Genomic DNA, 16,551 nt, shown 5'->3' on the forward strand with positions numbered 1-16,551 from the left:
ATTAAAACTCCTCCATTAGGTAGGCCAATTTGTTGTCTAGAAGAGGCAGAGACTCATCAACGAACATAAACAGAAGGTCACAACGGGTAGAAGTGCCATCAATGTTGTAGCTAACTTCAAAGGTCATGGTCTTTTTGAACGAGCCGCTGGTATTTTCAATCACAGAATCGATCGAGATATGTTGACCTAGCAGTACAGGAGAGCTCTGGAAGAAACGAACTTCAGATTGCTCCCCTAACCCATTCAAGAATGAGCCGACTAAGATGTTCGATACATCCATCAACAGCTCTAGTTCTTCTAGCTGCTCGCTCTCTGTTGGCACCTTCATGAGCTTCTTAAGATCGCTCACACTGGAATCACTCAACAAGACTAATGCTTCGCCTGCAATGCCTTCTCCACTAAAGCCTTGGCAAACACCCGACACTTGGTCGTTGTCGGCTAGGTCGCGAAGTGCCATGTGCAATTCACTCACTTCGAAGATGTTGACGTTCGGCAGCGGTAAATGAACAAACACATTAAAGTGACGAGCGAGTGCATCAGCGGCACGGCCTATCGCCACGTTCGCGACTTCCATATAGATATCGCGTCTGCGAAGTATTGGCAGTTCTAAGGCGGTTGGAGTAATGATCTGAGGCTGTTTTGGCGGCTCAACATGCTCACGTAAAATAGCTTTTAGCGCTTCTTTATCGATTGGCTTTTGTAAAAACGCTTTGGCGCCGAGATCTAGCACCTTCTGTTGTGCTTTTGGTTGTATGTCACCCGAAACAACGACAACAGGCGTGGTATCACCCAAACGTTGCATCTCTTCCAATGTGCCATAGCCGTCTAATTCCGGCATGGTTAGGTCGAGGAACATCAGTTTGAATTGGTTTTGAGCGAGCTCTTCAAGTGCATTAAGCCCATGAACAGCAAAAGTTATATCTGCATTTAGAGAACTAGGCAGTGACCGAGCCATCTGCTTCCTTGCTAACGCAGAATCATCACATATAAGAACTGGGAACGACATAAATGCACCACTGACAAATTAAAGCTAATTCGACCGAGTGTAACAGAACATTATGGTATCAGGTACGGGGTGAATGGATTTATGTGCAGATTATTAGTAAGAATGATGAAACAGGTGGGTAAGCTATTATTTCGCATTATTCTTCATGAAAAACAATATGCTACAAAGGTAATAGCCAATCCTTGCTGTTGAGTAATAGCACTATTATATTTGACAGCAGCCTTAACAAGCGGGTTTATTAAGGCTCGACTGACTCATTCATTGAACGTCTTTATGTAGCCATGATAGAGAGCTATCCAACAAAGCTAATGCAAGAGAACTAGAACTGATATGAAGGCCATAAAATCAGTAATGCGAAACGTATGATCACAGCAAATACCAATAACGCGATCCCCAGGCGATACCATTTGTATTCGGCGATGTTCATTGGGATACGCTTGTAGAACATCGTAATCACGCCTTTCCAATCGCTACTGCGTCTTCCGTACTGCATCATGCTCGTCAAAACAAACAGTGCGCCAAGCACTAACATTCCTTTTTCAGCCCAGAACAATCCAACTTCCATTTGTGTATTCCTTGATAAAACGGTGAGCAACTCAAATCATTCTAGTCACCTTTTAGCTCGGTTTCTGTAAGACCAAGGTCTAAATTACGAAGTACGCAATTCAGGGCTTATAGGTCATTGTTGGTAATTGATAGTTCTCGGTCAGCAATACAACGTTTATCGTTCAAGGTTCCATGGTAAAGGCGAGCATCACAAGCAAATCACGTATAAGCATGATTCGACAAATCTGGAGATTGGTTGTTCTTTTGAATGACACGCATCAATTGGATAAGCAGCAGAATACCTGTCACGCCTAAGCCAACACCGATTCCGCCCCAAATCCCTGCCAATTCGAACTTAGGCATCAAATACCAAGCCGCAGGCAAGCCAAATACCCAGTAACCGATGGCAGTCATCACGGTTGGCATAGAGACAATCTTCATGCCTCTTAGCAGGTTAATCGCCAGTAGCTGCCAAGCATCAACAATAAAGCACAAAGCAACGACCCAAATCACAGAAGCCAGTAGTGAAGTCATAGCACCCGTGCCATCGTCTAACTTGAAGATAGAAGCGATCATCTCAGGCCATATAATGAACACGGCCGACAACGCCACACTCAACACCGACACCAATATGAAGCTTTGAATCGAGGTTCTTTTTATTCCTTCGTAGTTACCCGCGCCAAAATCACGACCAACCAAAATCGCCGCAGCTTGTGAGAAGCCGAAATTGAAGTTCCAAGTAAAGCTTAAGCATTGCAGCAAGATTTGGTGCAGCGCTAGAGAAGCAATACTGATCGTCCCTGCCATCAAAGTGCCGCCGTAAATAAGGCCATGCTCAAGTAATGCTGCCAAGCCGATAGGTAGACCCATCAACAACAATGGGCTCATCAGCTTGATGGAGTACTCTTCTGTATTTAGCCAAGGGGCGAACTGCTTAAACTCGTCACGCTTAAATACCCAAACCGTATATCCAACCATCACGATAAATGCCGCGATAGCCGTACCAAGCCCTAAACCTGTTAAGCCCATGTCTAATTGGAAGGTGAGAAAGTAGCTGACTGGCACATTCAGAATTACGGTGATAATCGACATCACAAGAATGGAGCGCACGTTGCCAAACGCACTGGTTAAGCCACGAAGCACCAACAAGATAAGCGAAGGCAACATCACCCACTTCAAAGCATGGACATATTCCATGGCTAAAGTGATCACTTCTGGTGGCTGTTTGGCTGCTTCTAATACCAACGGAGCAAACCAGAAGCTGGCCATTAAGGTCACGCTGAGCACGAATGCCAACATGGTTGCGCCTTTCACCGCCAATCTGATTTGTGTATTACCAAACTCAGGGCGAGCGACGCGCTGACCATAAGCAATCGCAATCAAGTTCGCGACACAACCCACGGTGCTGCTCGCAATAATGAAGATGAAAAAGTAGATTGAGGCACCTAAGCCACCAGCCGCAAGGGCTGACACACTGATACGCGACATCATCCAAACATCAGTAAGGACTAAAGCCATAGAGATCAGCTGTGAAATGATCAAAGGGAATGCAAGAGTGAGTATTTTTTTCATGAGCGCCTCAGTTAATTTCGCCCAAAATACGATCGATGAGGCTGGCGTTCAATTGATAAATTTGCGACTCTAACATTCCATAAACTCATGCGAACGAATTATGACCCCATATCCTAGCTTGCCATCATCACATAATGGCTTAAAAGCCTTTGAAGCTGCCGCAAGGCTGATGAGCTTTACTCTGGCTGCCGAAGAGCTGCATGTGACACAAAGTGCGATCAGCCGACAGATCAAACAGCTTGAAGATGAGTTAAACGCATCACTGGTTATTCGTAAGCATCGAGCCATAGAATTAACGGTACAAGGTCATGATTTGTATGTCGCTTTGCGAGAAAGCTACGGTAATATCGAAGCTGTTATCGCCTCTTGGAGTGAGCCCAAGCAGAAGCGTATCGTGATCAAAGCGACTCTGAGTTTCGCGACGCGAGTATTGATCTCCAAAGTTCGGGAATTAAACGAGCGTTATCAAGATCATGAGATAGTCATTGTTCCTGTGATTGAGGAAGACGAATCGATTAATAGTAGTGAGTATGATCTACTGATCTTCCACACGCGTTTCAAAAAACGCTATGACAAGGCACCTGACATTACCTTCTTGCGTGAAGAGTTCATGGCGCCGGTTTGCTCTACTAGTTTAACCACCAAAGACACCGACCTTGATTCAATCTTAACCTTGCCAAGGCTGCATCCAACCTTAGATCATCACGACTGGAAAGTGTGGCTGGCCGATGTTGAATTCCCACCAAAGAAACCTGTCAGAAATACCAGCTTCTTGTCTTTAGATATGGCGCTCAGTGCCTGTCTATCCGGTGAAGGGGTTACGGTCACGGATCTGTTGTTAGTTCAACAAGATCTCCAACGAGGCTTCTTGTACTGCCCTAGAAATGCAAAAATCCAACACAGTGCTTGGACTTACTTCATGCACCAGCGTAGTCACACGCCTATCATCAACGACCTTATTGAATGGCTTAGAGAAGAGACAACAAAAGAGATCGAGTTGCTGAAAGTACTCGCACAGCAATATCAATGGTTTGGTGTAATAGAACAGGACAAAGACTTTGGTCGGCTCTTCTAAACTAAGTTATGATTCCTGTTCCCTCAACCGATTGATATTTTTATGTCTTCTTTCTCTTTTTCACAAATCCCTGTTGGGGTTCGATTCATGATCCTCTCCGCTTTTGGATTCGCACTGATGTCAGCTTGTGTGAAATACATCAGCAATTATGGCATTCCTGTATTCGAAATCGTTGCAGCAAGAGCGTTGGTGTCTTTGATCATCAGCTACATCGACGTAAAACGAAAAGGCATTTCGATCTGGGGTAATAACAAACCTTTGTTGTTTGTTCGTGGCGCAGTAGGTACTGCAGCACTGATGTGTGTTTACTACGCTGTAACCACTCTTCCGTTAGCAGAAGCGACCATTCTACAATACGTACATCCGGTCTTTACCGCGTTGCTCGGTGTGTTGTTCCTGAAAGAACGCGTCCAGAAATCGACCATGATCTGCATTGCATTCTGCCTAGCGGGATTATTGGTGATGGTTCAACTAAGCATGAACAGCGGCGCGAGCAGCGAGTTACCGCTATTCAGCATTATGGTGGCGTTATGTGGTGCGTTTGGTAGCTCAATTGCTTATGTGATTGTGAGAAAGCTTAGCCAAACGGAAGATAGCTCAGTGATCATCTTCTACTTCCCTCTGGTTGCTCTCCCAATCTCAACCGCCCTTATCTGGAACGACTTTGTGTGGCCTAGTTTGTTCTTAACCATGATGTTGGTTCTGGTCGGGATTTTCACACAAATAGGCCAATACGGTTTAACCAAAGCGATGCAAACCCAAGCAGCAGGCAAGGCTTCAGCTTACTCTTACGTTCAGATCGTATTCTCAGCACTGTTAGGCGTGTGGATCTTCAATGAGATTCCATCAATTTGGACTTATCTAGGCGGTGGCCTGATTGTGACTGGCGCGCTGATTAATGTGTTTGGCAAACAACTGTTGGTGCCTTTTAAGGCTAAATAAACAACCCAACAACTGAGCTAAACATCAGCTAAATAATCAGCTATTGCATAGACCTAAAAAGGGCATTGCGGATTATTCCACAATGCCCTTTTCTATAAATGCTCTCTAGCGCGCTTTCATTCAGCTAACCAACTTTAACAAAGCGGCGTATTACGTAACTAACTCGTGGCATTTCGTAACTTAGGATCATCACTCAAATACTCAACAAACTCGATCTCAAAGCCTGCAGGATCCACAAAGTAGACATTTTTTCGATAAGGTTCTTCGGCACCGGGTTTGGCAATTGGAAAGCCCGCATCAACAAGGCGTTGAGTGACACTTTCGATATTATTGGTCACATAAGCGAAGTGTGCGAGACCAACAGAATGCCCAGCCAAATCTCTATTTTCACCTTCACCGTGATCACTTATTGCTATGTATTGGTACTCGTCGCCAAAATGCAGCCAGTTACGTGGCTTACCTGACCACTCCCCTTTTCCCTCATCACGGACATACCAATGAGGGAACGCCGCTTTATAGAAAGCCAGCATTTCTGGGATATCTTTTACCACTAAATTCACATGTTCAAGTTGGATCATTCTTCTCTCCTTAAAGTATTCTCGTAAGCAACGTTGCATATCCTAATACCTCAAGTTAAGTTGAGGTAAAGCACTAATTTGCATTTATTTCGAGAACGTCTTTAGAGCCCAAATTGTCGTATTTGATGCGATATAAGCTTTAAGTTTAGACGACCTAATCCAATGTGACTCAACTCAACCACAAGAGTTAGCAAACCCATGGTGTATCACTGAGATAAGACGACCCAACAACTGCTTCTTGCTCAATATATACACACATTAATATCCCCTTACTGACTGATACATCAAGTTACAATTCGATTTCATATTAGCCAACAACACTGATCTGGGTTAATAAACTAGTTTCACAATAACCTTATTTTTATTGGGGTCAGATAATTAATAAAAAGGAAGTTAAAGTGAAAAAATTATTAGCACTTGGTATCGCAGCGGTAATCTCGGCTCCAGCAGTAGCCGACCACAACACAATCAATGGTATGGATTTTGGTCCACTCGCAAAGTTAGTCGGCACATGGAAATCAGTCGAAACTGGCGGCGTTGATATTTCTCCAGGCCAAGAAGGCACAGAAGTGGGTGCAGGTGGTCCCGCGGTTACACCATTCTATGAAGTAATGACGTTTGAGGTTGCGGCAGATGCAACCAATGCCAGCGATCAATATCTGGTTGCTCTGTACTACAAACAAGAAGTATTCAGAAAGGCCGACGACTCTAAGTTCCACGATCAACGTGGCTACTTCATCTACGACCAAAAAAATCAGGTCGTCTACAACTCTTACTGCGTACCACGCACCACATGTGTCACCGCAGAAGGCCCTGCTGGCGATACAATGACGTTAGTTGCGTCTAAGCGTGGCATCGCTGAGTCCGAATACATGACGGACAACGCAACCACCACGGGCTTCACGATGAACATTAGCATTTCAGACGATACGCTGACGTACTCTCAAACAACAGGCTTAGAGATCTACGACAACGCATTTGCTCATACAGATTCAAGCACTCTAATTAAAGTGAAGTAGATTCAAATACAAACGCCTTTCACAGCGAAGTGAAAGGCGTTTTTCTGTTGTACTTGTAACAACAAACAAGTTTAACTAGATTGTGTATCAACCTTGGCGTAACGGTTGGCTAGCACTGCACAGTAAAAGATCTGAATCGGGTGATAAAGCATGATTGGTAGTAATATCATCCCTAGATTAGGGTTGTGAGCAAAGATCACCTTAGCCATAGGAATACCTGCCGCTAAGGTCTTCTTAGTACCACAGAATACTGCCGCGACTTCATCTTGATGATTGAATCCAACCTTTCGGGCACTCCATTGAATGCCGTGTACCATCACCATCAATACCACTAAACAAATCACCGCTGACAGCAACAACAGCATTGGTGAAAAGTCGCTCCAAATACCGTGTTCAATAGAGTCACAGAAAGCACTGTAGACGATCAGAAGTATCACGTATTTATCTAACTTATTGACCACTGACTTGTGTTTCTGAGTCCATTCAAAAAGTAACGGGCGCATCAACTGGCCGACAATCATTGGCAATAGCAGCATTTTAGATATAGAGATCACCGATTCCATCAGGTTTAGCTCTGCACCTTCCAACCCCATAAAGAGCTGGATCAGTAGAGGCGTAATGAACACGCCTAAAATACTAGAAAGTGATGCATTGAATATCGCACCCGGTAGGTTTCCTTTTCCAATCACCGTCATCGCGACCGAAGACGAAATCGTACTCGGTAATACGAAGAGGTAACAGAAACCAAAGGCCAGAGCTGCTGGCATATAAGCGACAAAGCCTTGCCCGAATATCACCCAAAGCAGTGGGTAAACTAAGAATGTCGCGCTTTGTACAAAAACATGCAGCTTCCAATTCGAAAGCCCCTCAAGAATGGCTTTGGGAGACAAACCCAAACCGTGTAAGAAAAACACCAAAGCGATGCCGAGAACAGTCACCGTATCGAGATGAAGTACCCCACCCGATTTGCCCCAATCCGGCGTAAAAACAGCAACGACCATAGCCACCACCATCCCTACAAGAAACCATTCCTTTTTCAGTTTTTCTATCATGTTGACACGCACTTTCTATAGATTCTATTTCAGCCAATAACCCGGCTCCGACGCTATTTATCCTATCGACTCTAATTTTAATTAACCACCATAAACGCAAATTAAGCTCGTCTTTATCTTGAGGGTTAACGTTGTTATTCGAGTTTGTTACGCACGCTTCGCTCTGGATTGAACAGATGTATGGAATGATGATGAAATATTAGAAAACAGCGGTTTATCGAGAAGGTAAGACCCTTTCAGTGATCGGGGCACAGAGGTAAGCCGTAAGGATATGAAAGAAAGACGTAGGCAATCTAAACACCAAAGATCAGCCTATTCTCAAAGATGACGCAGCGGGAGTAACACATGGACAACAGAATCACCATTATTGAATTTCTCAGAGTATTTGAGTTTATTCGCTCTTCCGGTGAGCAACGGGACAACAAATATCTAGTTGGCGAAATGACGGCTTGGCACGATTACGATGGTTACACCTGTTGGCTAAGCTATAAAGACGTCACGGTGACGCTGATGCTTCACGGTTCGCTAAAAATTGAGTACGACAACGCTTCAAATTACTCTGAATTTATTGAGCGTTGTCTGGGTATGCTTGCCACTGAACCTTCTCCATAAAACGCGAACAGACTAACGGCTAACGGCTAACGGCTAACGGCTAACGGAGACAATCATGAACGAAACGGCTTCATTGCTTAAGCGAAGACACCCTTTGTGGCTAGTAATCAGCCTCTCCTTTTTATGGTCTCAAGTATCTGTAGCAGGCATAGGTATGATTGATTTTATACAACCGAACGAACACAAGAATTGGACAGCGACCAACGACGATGTAATGGGTGGCATCTCAACGGGCGGGCTCATTTATCTTGATGATATGAGTCGATTTAGGGGCGAGCTATCGTTAGAAAACAATGGTGGTTTCAGTTCTGTAAAGCGCTCCATTGAATCACCAGCCCATGAAATAGATAGCGCAGAGCTAGTTTTCGTTGGTGATGGTCGCACCTACCAACTGAGGCTCACAACATCGAAAGATGGTAATCGAGTTCAATACAAACACGATTTCGATACGATAAAGGGAGTGCGGCTTAACAAGGTGTTCCACTTCAATGATTTTCAAGCGGTGTTCAGAGGTCGGCTACTGAGCGATGCGCCGGAACTTAAGGCACGAGACATCAAACAAATATTTTTTTTGATTGCGGACAAAGAGCCCTCGCCTTTTGAGCTAGACCTAATACAGCTTCACTTCAGAACATCGAAACCTATCACATCACCAGAAGCTGACTAAACTGACTAAACTGAAAACAAACAAAAGCCCCTGAAACCTTTTGACTAGCAATCAGATATCAGGGGCTTCTTCTATTTAAACCGTCAACAATTCAAAACAACGGCGGATTAAAACATCAGCAATTAGTATTTGATAGCTGTTTTACCAATCGAGGCACTGCTTTCAATACGTTGGTGTGCATCTTTCAGTGTTTCCACACTAAAGCCATTTAGGGTCGAGGTTAGCGTCGATTTAATACGGCCCGCATCAATCAGATTCGCGGCTTGGAATAGGATGTCTTGCTGCTTCTGGATATCTTCGGTGTTAAACAGTGAACGTGTAAACATCAGCTCCCAAACAAAGCCTGCTGATTTGCCTTGCAGCGCTGACAAGTCAATGCCACCATCAAATTCAACAATCGAACTGATCATGCCTTGCGGTGCGATCAATTCAACCATCGCATCCCAGTGCCCTTTTGTATCCGCAACATTGAAGATGTAGTCGACGTGTTGAATGCCTTGCTCTCGCACAGACTCGACAAGGTTACGGTGGTTCACCACATGATCCGCACCCATATCCCTTACCCACTGCTCCGTTTCAGGTCTTGAAGCTGTTGCGATAACATTTAGGTTGGTGAGTTGCTTAGCCAGTTGAATCGTAATTGAACCAACGCCGCCCGCTCCACCAATGATCAGGATAGATTTTTTCTCTTCAGGACGAACTCGCAGGCGGTCAAACAACGCTTCCCATGCCGTAAGCGTTGCTAGTGGCATAACGGCTGCAGCTTCATCAGAAAGGCTCTTCGGCGCTTTAGCGGTAATACGGTAGTCCACAGCTTGGTATTCTGCGTTAGCACCCATGCGTGTTACGTCACCCGCATAGTACACACGGTCACCGACTTTGAAGCCTTCAACGTCAGCACCTTTGCCAACAACTTCACCGACTGCGTCATAGCCCAACACTTTTGGTTGTTCGAGTGTTTTGTCTTTGGCACTACGAATACGAATTTTTGCGTCAGCAGGGTTAATAGAAGTCGCGCTCACTTTTACTAGCAAGTCATTATTTTTTAGTTCTGGCAGACTCGTTTCAAACTCAAATAAACTGTCTTGCTCTGTAATCGCAAGTGATTGAGTAAATCCGATAGCTTTCATTTTTGATGGTACTGACATTGTGCTTTCTCCTTGAATTAGACGAGTTAATCTTAGTCAATTCTCACTCTAGATAAACCGCCTAATATTTGAATTATTATCAAATGATTTTTGATAATAAGATGTATATGCGCAGGAAAAATACTAAGATTAGCAATTTGAAAATGCCTAATTTATGGGTAACCGAACAACCGATTCAAGGTTCAGAACAGGGAAACGAAATGCTTCTTGAAGACTTACAGGTCATTTTGAAAGTGGCGGAGTTTCGCAGTATCACCGCTGCAGCCACCAACCTCGATATGCGTACTGCCACAGCAAGTGCAGCGGTAAAACGTGTTGAAGCGGCACTCGGTGCGGAGTTATTTGTAAGAACCACGCGCCACCTAAGGCTCTCTTCAGCTGGCGAGCGTTATTTACCGGAATGCGAACAAGCCTTAAAGATGTTGGAGCAAGCAAAGCTCAATATGCGCGAAGAGCTCGGTATTCTTGACGGTGAAATTCGCATAGCGCTTTCATCGGATCTAGGACGCAACCTAATCACACCTTGGTTAGATGAGTTCTTGCTTGAATACCCAAAGGCGACGCTTCGCACTAGCATCAGCGATAGCAATATCGACTTCTACCGAGATTCCGTCGATATGGCGCTGCGTTACGGCTCCCCGACCGATGCCAATATGTATGGTTTTAAGATATGCGATGTGCCGAGGATATTGTGTGCGGCTCCTGACTACTTGGCTGAAATGGGAACACCAAAACACCCGAGTGACTTAGCGCAGCACAATGGTTTGCTTTACCAACTCCATGACATGTTGCAAGACGAGTGGGTGTTTAACGATGGTACTCAAGATCATAAAGTGAAACTAAAAGGAAATCGCGCTTCGAACGACGCAGACCTTGTAAGACGTTGGTGTATCGCGGGTAAAGGAGTGGCAATAAAATCTTGTTTAGACATGTCACCTCATCTGCTTTCAGGCGAAGTGGTTAAAGTTATGCCTGAGTTTAAGCCGACCCCTACCGAGCTGTGGTTAGTGTGTCCAAGTCGTCAATCCATCACCCCGACTGTGCGTCTACTGAGAGATTTATTCAGAGAGAAGACCGCTGAGATCCTTTCGCAACTGAGCAAACAAGGCATCATAGAAAGCACAACATCTTAAGATTGAATGCCGCTTAAAGATAAGAAACAGAGAGACAAAAAAGGCGTTAGCGAACTCAATTCGCTAACGCCTTTCATCATTAGAACATCATAGCTTCATGATGAACCTTAATAAGAGTACTTAGTTTAATACTCTTAATACAAGAGCTTAGTTTGACTCGTCTTCAACATCGCAGTCTGCACAGCACTGAAGAGCAATCTCATGTTCGAAGGTGATGGTGTCTTTACCTTCTTCTACTAGCTCTGCGATTTCGTCTACCACTTCTTTTTCATCATCCGCTTCGATTCCGCTTGCTAGCTCTTCTTCTGAATAACCGAAGAAGTTCAGTAGTAAATACTCACGCGCTTCATCTTTCGTACAAACCACGTCCGCTGAAAGATCAGGAGTGACCTCGCCTTGTGCAAGTGTTGCTGTCACTTGTGCGATAGCATCGTCTTTCATCGCAGGCGTTAACCAACCAAGATCAGTACTTACTGTCGTTTTTTTACAGTCGAAGCAAGGCAGTTGGTGAAAGTAGTATTGAAAGGTAGTCATAGGTAAATTCTTCTTTAAATGTTGTATAGCGAGATTATGCGCGTTTTGTAGCAAAATACTATCTCAATCACAACCTGAAACCGCTTCGTTCTAAGTATTTTTTCAAGCTCCGCGCAAGCTGATGTGATCATCCTATAAAAGCGCTGTTTTGCGCATGCTTACTCAGCTTTACGCTTGTTTACATTTGTACGGGTAATATATGCCTCATCAAATAATAAGCGTGGTACCTCACAATTGCTTTGGCTCTTGCTTAGTTTCGTCGTTCCAGCTATCAGCTATGAGTTCACGGCTTACTTAACTACTTAGCTACTTAGCTACTTAGCTCGGATTTGTTTGAAATAGCTTTGTTTTCAATTAACTTACTTGCACTTGGCTTATTTTGAACCACGCTTATTTAAATCACCCATTTAGGATACCCAATCAATGATCATCAAAAAATATCAAGCCCTTGCCCTTTCATCGGTTGCTTTGCTCGCTACAGGCTGCTCACCATCATCAGATACGCCTTCGGTCAGCAACATCAGTGATTACCAAGGCTCAGCGAGTATTACTCAAGGTGTGGCGACCACTGTTGAATCGAATCTCTTTGAGTGTGCAAACGGACGTAGCCGAGTGGCGGGCGTCGGGGAAATTATGGACTCAGAAGGAAAGGTTTGGACGGTTCCAGCCAAGAACAACTTTGCGACAGGGCCAAAAGCCTTTGATCTTTATGAAGAGTGCTCAAACACCACACCAAGCAGCCTAGCCGAAGTCGATCAAAGCTCTGTACCTGTAGCGATAGTGGATCAAGACGGTGAAGAAATAACAGGTTATATTTTTGCCGATAACTATTTCGAACTTTATATCAACGGCCAGTTAATCGTGGTAGACACCGTTCCTTTCACACCGTTTAACTCAAACATCGTCAAATTTAAGGTGAAGAAGCCTTACACGATTGCGGTGAAAGTGATTGATTGGGAAGAAAACCTAGGTCTTGGCAGCGAAGATAACCGCGGAAAGGCATACCACGCTGGCGATGGTGGCTTTATCGCGAGCTTTAGTGACGGAACCGTGACAGGACCAGAATGGCAAGCACAAACCTTTTATACCTCACCGATTTATGACCTGACTTGTTTGAGTGAAGTGGACGGGAAGCGTCTTTCTGAAAGCTGCACCACGGAAGGAACTGACCACGGTCAAGATGCCTACGCCGCTCATTGGGAAACACCAACCAACTGGATGAACCAAGAGTTCGATTCAACATCTTGGCCTCAAGCATCAGTATATTCAGAAGACGATATTGGCGTGAACAATAAAAAAGCGTACATGAACTTTATCGAAAAATTCAGTGGTGCTGGCGCAAGCTTTATCTGGTCGACAAATGTCGTTCTCGATAATGAAGTGCTACTGAGATACGAAGTTAAGTAGCTTTATTCCTTTGTAAGCAAGCCCAGTCACAAGTATGACTGGGCTTACTACTCAAACAACTTGCTGGTGTTTCTAATTCACAGCGAACCTGATCATAATCTTGAGTCGTTTCATTACGACGAAGTTTGCGAAGTCTTGCTTGCTCCACGTGACTTAGCTTTGTAATTGTGTAACCAGCAACAAAACAACCCGATACACAAACCCCAAAATGCACTGCCGATTCCCAGTAAATTAGTACCAGAAGCAGTGAATAAGAAAGTAAGCAATGCGGGTTCTCGGTAATGACTGTCTGCCATTGATACCGCAAGGCAATTCATCAAGGTCGGCATCACCGCTAAGCCAGCAACCGCAATGACAATCTCGGAGGGCACGGCGCTAAACAGCGACACAAATGACATCCCCATCACGCCAGCTAACAAGTAAAACCCGCCCATACAGATCCCCGCCATGTAACGTGTCTTTGGATTGCCATCCGCATTCGGGCCCATGCAAATAGCGCCCGTAATCGCAGCAAGGTTATACGCAAAGCCACCAAACGGCGCGAAGATCAAACCTGTCACCCCAGTGGTGGTAATGATCTTCGATGAATCGACCTGGTATCCGTTCGCTTTTAGAACCGCAAATCCCGGTAAGTTCTGTGAAGCCATCGTCACTATAAACAATGGGATACCTACACTGAACAACGAAAAGAACTCAAAATCGGGCGTAATGAACATCGGGGTCGTTAATCCCATAGTTACCTGACTGACATCGAGTTTGCCAAACCCCACACACATAACCAGTGCGATAATGAAAATACTTGGGATCAGTAAATTACCTAACCGCGCTTTCGCCAGAATAAATACAGCGAGCATGACCGCTACGACTTGTGCCTCTTCCATTAACGACGTGAACAAACCCAAACCGAATTGCAATAGGATCCCCGCGAGCATCGCAGAGGCAATCGATGTTGGGATCTGTTTTAGGACTTTCTCAAATATCCCCGCTAATCCAACTAACGTGATCAACATCGAACTGAACAAAAACACGGCCACAGCCTGATTCATTGTCAGCCCTTCAAGAGATGTGATTAACAACGCCGCTCCAGGCGTCGACCACGCTGTAACCACAGGCTTCTTGTAATGAAACGAAAGCAGTATTGTGGTTACGCCCATGCCAACTCCCAACGCCCAAAACCATGACGCCACTTGTTCTTCGGTTGCTCCAGCACTCATTGCCGCTTGGAAAATAATCGCCGCAGCGCTCGCATAACCAATGAAAACAGCGATAAAGCCGGTACTGACGTGAGAAAATTTTAGCTTAGTCATGTTAATCTCTTCTTGCGTGCGTTATAACGTCCATAGACCAAACCTAGCACTGTGCGCTATAACGCACAACTTATTTGTAAAAACTTTTAGAGAAAATATGCAAACAGAAATTAAAGTTGGTGTTAATTTGAAACGCCTTCGCCAACAAAAAGGCTGGAGCTTAGACAAAACAGCGAAAGAAACTGGCGTAAGCAAAGCAATGCTAGGACAAATTGAACGTGGAGAATCCAGCCCGACAGTCGCTAAGCTCTGGCAAATAGCTTCTGGGTTCGAGGTGTCACTTTCAAGCTTTATCACTGCTAGCCCAAACAGTGAACTGACGAGTTTATTCAGAGACGCAAACGAACTAAGACATGAGGAATACAACATTGGCTTTTTCGTCAGTTTGTTGTTTCCTTTTGAGGAAGCACTAGGATTTGAAATATTCGAACTCACCCTAGCACCCGATTACCAGCATGAATCCGCCCCACATAACGCAGGCGTCACTGAGCACATCTTATGCATTTCAGGAGAGATGGCCGTGATGTTTGATGATGAGTGGCATACGTTACGCGCAGGACAAGCCGTTCGCTTCAATGCCAACCAGACCCATGCCTACAAAAATATCGGTGAAGGAAACGCCGTATTTCATAATGTGATTCACTACCCTAATAACAAGCAATAGTGCCGGATTTGGTGCTAACGGATGTTTAGCTCTAACCGGATGTTCAGCGCTAACGAAAGAGCTGGCAGACCACTGGCTGTTACTAACTTAAAGCGACTATACGTTGACGACCATACTGCCATCTTCGGCTTGATAACGAGCCCATAGTTGAGAGAGGTTTTCTTTATTAAGCTGTATCTCTTTTTCTTTCAGAAACGTTTCGTTGTGCAGCTTCGAATACGAGCGCTCAGCAAGGTCACAGCTAAATGTAACAATGGTTTTCCCTTTCCCCATTCTAGCCGCAGCGTATAGTGCACCTGCTACGTTCAGCGATGAACTGCTTCCTAGAAGAATACCGTCATGCTCCGCAACAAGGCGGGATATCGTCACCAAATCCTGATCGGGAAGCGTGATAGCACGATTGATTTTTGCCTGCCTGAAATTTTCAACCGTTCGCATGATCCCTATGCCTTCCGTGAACGAACTTCCCGTTGATTGATAGTGTCCATTACGTAGAAACGAATAAATGCCGGACCCATTTGGGTCAACTAACCAAGTTTCGAGATTGGGTTGCTGCTCAGATAGATAGTGTGAGTTTCCGGCAATGGTTCCACCCGTCCCCACCACTGAAACTAGAGCATCAATATTCCCCTGTGTTTGCTGCCAGATCTCAGGTCCAGTATTTAAATAGTGCGCTCGATAATTACTGAGATTTTCAAACTGATCTGCCCACCAATAACTCTCATTTTCGACACCAATCCGCTTAGCCGTGTGGTAAAAATGTTCAGGGTTTGCAAAAGGACAAGGGTCGACCAATAACAGTTCAGCATTATAAAGCGAGATCATGCGCTCTTTCTCTTGTGCCTGCCCTTTTGGCATCACCACCAACATTTTGTAACCAAGGGATTTAGCGACCAGAGCAAGTCCTATTCCCGTATTACCAGCAGTACCTTCAACGATTGTCATTCCCGGCTTAAGCTTACCGGCTTCTATTGCATCCATAACCAACTGAAGTGCCGCTCTATCTTTAATCGAACCACCCGGGTTCTGGTGTTCGCACTTAATAAGAATCTCACAACCTGATATCTCTGAAAGACTGTTGATTCTAACAAGATCGGTATCGCCAATCAGTTCACTGAGATTGTTTGCAATATGGGCAGATGACATCGCGACTCCATTTATTTGTTGAGGATAAGTTTGTTCATCGATTGGGTTGTCGATGATCATAAGCGTAGCTCTGGGGTCTGCTTAGTCAAGAAGTGCCGGAATTGAAAAGACTCTCATTTTCCAAATAGCAATTATAATTTGGG

At 44.7% G+C, this 16,551-nt stretch carries 17 protein-coding genes; 8 read left to right on the forward strand and 9 right to left on the reverse strand.

Annotated elements, in window-relative coordinates; genetic code table 11:
• Window position 1: 1 nt before the first annotated feature.
• From BCU07_RS12815 to BCU07_RS12825, 3 genes are all read right to left on the reverse strand, one after another.
• Window positions 2-1,006, reverse strand: a complete 1,005-nt coding sequence (locus BCU07_RS12815) for a response regulator (RefSeq protein ID WP_102428013.1) — start codon at window positions 1,004-1,006, stop codon at window positions 2-4.
• Window positions 1,007-1,325: 319 nt separating this feature from the next.
• Entirely contained in the window at window positions 1,326-1,571 is a 246-nt protein-coding gene (locus BCU07_RS12820; RefSeq protein ID WP_010430578.1) for a hypothetical protein, read from the reverse strand.
• A gap of 200 nt (window positions 1,572-1,771) precedes the next feature.
• Window positions 1,772-3,124 (reverse strand): MATE family efflux transporter, encoded by a 1,353-nt coding sequence (locus tag BCU07_RS12825; protein WP_017062432.1) that lies wholly within the window; start codon window positions 3,122-3,124, stop codon window positions 1,772-1,774.
• A 100-nt stretch (window positions 3,125-3,224) separates the two neighbouring features.
• Here BCU07_RS12825 and BCU07_RS12830 point away from each other — a divergent pair, with 100 nt between their 5' ends.
• Complete coding sequence (locus tag BCU07_RS12830) at window positions 3,225-4,199, forward strand: LysR family transcriptional regulator (protein WP_017068435.1); 975 nt, start codon at window positions 3,225-3,227, stop codon at window positions 4,197-4,199.
• Window positions 4,200-4,241: 42 nt separating this feature from the next.
• A complete protein-coding gene (locus tag BCU07_RS12835) occupies window positions 4,242-5,141 on the forward strand; it encodes a DMT family transporter (protein ID WP_102428012.1) in 900 nt (299 codons plus the stop codon).
• A gap of 158 nt (window positions 5,142-5,299) precedes the next feature.
• On the opposite strand, the gene BCU07_RS12840 is transcribed toward BCU07_RS12835, so the two are convergent.
• Window positions 5,300-5,719, reverse strand: coding sequence for a VOC family protein (locus tag BCU07_RS12840; RefSeq protein WP_017072063.1), 420 nt, complete (start codon window positions 5,717-5,719; stop codon window positions 5,300-5,302).
• A 398-nt stretch (window positions 5,720-6,117) separates the two neighbouring features.
• Between BCU07_RS12840 and BCU07_RS12845 the strand changes: the two genes are divergently transcribed.
• Window positions 6,118-6,738 carry a heme-binding beta-barrel domain-containing protein gene (locus BCU07_RS12845; protein ID WP_017062436.1) on the forward strand — a complete coding sequence of 207 codons (621 nt, stop codon included), beginning with the start codon at window positions 6,118-6,120 and terminating at the stop codon, window positions 6,736-6,738.
• Between the two features lie 71 nt (window positions 6,739-6,809).
• Here BCU07_RS12845 and BCU07_RS12850 read toward each other — a convergent pair whose 3' ends face one another.
• Window positions 6,810-7,790 (reverse strand): bile acid:sodium symporter family protein, encoded by a 981-nt coding sequence (locus BCU07_RS12850; RefSeq protein ID WP_032545880.1) that lies wholly within the window; start codon window positions 7,788-7,790, stop codon window positions 6,810-6,812.
• Window positions 7,791-8,135: 345 nt separating this feature from the next.
• Here BCU07_RS12850 and BCU07_RS12855 point away from each other — a divergent pair, with 345 nt between their 5' ends.
• On the forward strand, window positions 8,136-8,402 hold the full coding sequence (locus tag BCU07_RS12855) for a DUF3081 domain-containing protein (protein WP_102428011.1): 267 nt from the start codon (window positions 8,136-8,138) through the stop codon (window positions 8,400-8,402).
• A gap of 55 nt (window positions 8,403-8,457) precedes the next feature.
• Window positions 8,458-9,069: a CIA30 family protein gene (locus BCU07_RS12860; RefSeq protein WP_102428010.1), complete on the forward strand. Its 612-nt coding sequence runs from the start codon at window positions 8,458-8,460 to the stop codon at window positions 9,067-9,069.
• A gap of 122 nt (window positions 9,070-9,191) precedes the next feature.
• On the opposite strand, the gene BCU07_RS12865 is transcribed toward BCU07_RS12860, so the two are convergent.
• The gene (locus BCU07_RS12865) at window positions 9,192-10,217 is read right to left on the reverse strand and encodes a zinc-binding alcohol dehydrogenase family protein (RefSeq protein WP_102428009.1); all 1,026 of its coding nucleotides are present in this window, start codon (window positions 10,215-10,217) and stop codon (window positions 9,192-9,194) included.
• Window positions 10,218-10,417: 200 nt separating this feature from the next.
• Between BCU07_RS12865 and BCU07_RS12870 the strand changes: the two genes are divergently transcribed.
• Entirely contained in the window at window positions 10,418-11,350 is a 933-nt protein-coding gene (locus BCU07_RS12870) for a LysR family transcriptional regulator (protein WP_102428016.1), read from the forward strand.
• A 147-nt stretch (window positions 11,351-11,497) separates the two neighbouring features.
• On the opposite strand, the gene BCU07_RS12875 is transcribed toward BCU07_RS12870, so the two are convergent.
• On the reverse strand, window positions 11,498-11,884 hold the full coding sequence (locus BCU07_RS12875) for a hypothetical protein (protein WP_102333936.1): 387 nt from the start codon (window positions 11,882-11,884) through the stop codon (window positions 11,498-11,500).
• Window positions 11,885-12,307: 423 nt separating this feature from the next.
• Here BCU07_RS12875 and BCU07_RS12880 point away from each other — a divergent pair, with 423 nt between their 5' ends.
• Window positions 12,308-13,291 (forward strand): hypothetical protein, encoded by a 984-nt coding sequence (locus BCU07_RS12880; RefSeq protein ID WP_102428008.1) that lies wholly within the window; start codon window positions 12,308-12,310, stop codon window positions 13,289-13,291.
• A gap of 113 nt (window positions 13,292-13,404) precedes the next feature.
• Here BCU07_RS12880 and BCU07_RS12885 read toward each other — a convergent pair whose 3' ends face one another.
• Complete coding sequence (locus BCU07_RS12885) at window positions 13,405-14,598, reverse strand: benzoate/H(+) symporter BenE family transporter (protein ID WP_102428007.1); 1,194 nt, start codon at window positions 14,596-14,598, stop codon at window positions 13,405-13,407.
• Window positions 14,599-14,695: 97 nt separating this feature from the next.
• Between BCU07_RS12885 and BCU07_RS12890 the strand changes: the two genes are divergently transcribed.
• On the forward strand, window positions 14,696-15,262 hold the full coding sequence (locus tag BCU07_RS12890) for a helix-turn-helix domain-containing protein (protein WP_102428006.1): 567 nt from the start codon (window positions 14,696-14,698) through the stop codon (window positions 15,260-15,262).
• 96 nt (window positions 15,263-15,358) lie between these two features.
• On the opposite strand, the gene BCU07_RS12895 is transcribed toward BCU07_RS12890, so the two are convergent.
• Window positions 15,359-16,408 (reverse strand): cysteine synthase A, encoded by a 1,050-nt coding sequence (locus BCU07_RS12895; RefSeq protein WP_102320367.1) that lies wholly within the window; start codon window positions 16,406-16,408, stop codon window positions 15,359-15,361.
• Window positions 16,409-16,551 lie beyond the last annotated feature (143 nt).

It is taken from the genome of Vibrio sp. 10N.261.54.E10 (assembly GCF_002877735.2).
GTDB classification, from domain to species: Bacteria; Pseudomonadota; Gammaproteobacteria; order Enterobacterales; family Vibrionaceae; genus Vibrio; species Vibrio crassostreae_C.